Here is a 1910-nt window from a genome sequence, read left to right as displayed (position 1 = left end):
AAAAGTACTCCCTTCACTAGAAAACAATTAATTAAGCTTTCGACAGTCCTTTGGCTAATAATCAAGATTTTTTCGGAAGTTAATCAATTCTAAAAATTAAACTGCTTTTTAAAGAAATTCATAAAATCCTGATTGTAGTTGGATTCACCCAAGTGACTATCTTCTGCATATATTTTGTATTGCTTTGAAGAAGAAATGGTATTATATGCCGCAAATCCAAGATGGGGAGGACAGTCATCATCAAATAAGGCCGTACCGTAAAATACCGGACACCTTATTTGGGGGGCAAATCCCTTATTATCCAGAAAGTCTAAAGTAGTTTGTGCCTGTTCAAAACTACATTTATTTCCATAAAAGGCTAAAAAGTCTTTAATTTCCCGATTAATGATTTTGCGGATTTTGACGTGATCTCTCATGTCTACTGGAAAAGGATCAAAGTAGGCACAAGCACTTATATTTTCGGCGCAAAGTGCTGCCGTGGCCAATGCCAATCCTCCGCCCTGGCTTCCCCCCAGTACTCCAATTTTTGTTTTATCCACTTCCGGTCGGCTTAATAAAAAATCTACGGCGCGAACACAATCCATATAAATTCCTCTATAGGCGGTTTGCTCTTTTTCGCAAATATTATAACCAAAAATTCCTGGATTATCGGAGTAAGGAACAAAAGTATCTTTACTTATTCCATGTCCACGAACGCAAAGAGCTAATTGAATGACATCATCTTTGTTTCCAAGAAAGGAATCATGGTGTTCAAAACCATAACCATAACCTGGAAGGTTCAAAAGAGCGGGGTAGGAACCAGGCTTTTTGGGTACAAAATAATATCCTCTTATCACCATGTTGTTAAGGGATTTCATTTCCAGTATATATCCATCTTTGCTTTCGGAACATAAACTGTCCACCTTTTGCAAACTGAATTCAGGTTTAATTTCTTTTAATTCTGCTAAAGTATTTTCCCAAAAATCAGAAAAGCCCTGCACGGTTTCATGAAAACAAGTTATCTCCTCTGGAGAAACGGTAAACCATTCTACATCTCCCGAATAGCTTCCATCATTGAGAATGGAAGTGACCTCATAAAAGCCTGGAGAAAACTTATATTTTCTTAGATCAATGGTGTGCGTGTTTTCACCGCCTTGTACTTCATATGTTTGGCAAACTAAGGTGTCTGCAAAATCATTTCTGATCAATAAAGAAAGGTTTCCCTTTCGTTGAGCTTCGGTTTTTATTTTAAAGGCTATTTTCTGATCTTTCTTATTAAAAAGGTGGTTTTTAGATACAAAGGTTATATCTACCGTTGAGGTATGTCGATTGTCAGTAGGGTGGATCTGTAAGAAATTGTGACTAATACCACCAGTATAGGATAATTCAGAAAGAGAAAGAGCAATCCTATTGGCTTTTCCCACTTTCAGAAGCCCTTTGGGAATAGAGAAAACGGTTGTTTTTCCTCGATTTGACCAAAAGTAATTGGGAATTTTTCCTCCCATAAATTGACCGTTTATGTAGATCGCTTTGACATTTGCTTGTAAACCGATTGTTAATTCTAAAGGACTATTTTTCAGTTCTTCTGGGACTTCAAAATCAGAGGCAATAGTACAGTTCCCATTTAAAGCGGAAAAGTTTTGCCTTTCCCAAGACCATAACAAATTTACATTTTGCCACTTTTCAAGATTCCAGTTTTCTTGTTGGCTAGTTAACGTATCGGTAAAACTTATTTTCCATAAAGGCGATATTAATTCCTGGCATTTAATTGAGCTAGAAAGTAGAAGCAGCGTTAAAAAGAGAAAAATTTTCTTCATAAGAAATAGGGGATTATTTAAAAAAATAGCTGTATGGCCGAAAATAGAAATTTTTTCCTCTAATACCCCTTTAGATACTAATTTATTATAAAGGGTTAGATATTACTAAAAACT

1 protein-coding gene is annotated in these 1910 nt (G+C 35.9%); it reads right to left on the bottom strand.

Going from position 1 to position 1910, the window contains the following annotated elements; genetic code table 11:
• Positions 1-89: 89 nt before the first annotated feature.
• Positions 90-1796 (bottom strand): acetylxylan esterase, encoded by a 1707-nt coding sequence (locus tag E1171_RS02090; protein WP_155203607.1) that lies wholly within the window; start codon positions 1794-1796, stop codon positions 90-92.
• Positions 1797-1910 lie beyond the last annotated feature (114 nt).

The organism is Xanthovirga aplysinae (assembly GCF_009711365.1).
Taxonomy (GTDB): domain Bacteria; phylum Bacteroidota; class Bacteroidia; order Cytophagales; family Cyclobacteriaceae; genus Xanthovirga; species Xanthovirga aplysinae.
Note: the sequence above shows the minus strand (reverse complement) of the source record. Positions and strands in the feature narration are given on the sequence as shown.

Excerpts from the sequence above, each read along its gene's own strand:
- E1171_RS02090 (WP_155203607.1), bottom strand. The coding sequence starts at position 1,796 with ATGAAGAAAATTTTTCTCTTTTTAACGCTGCTTCTACTTTCTAGCTCA.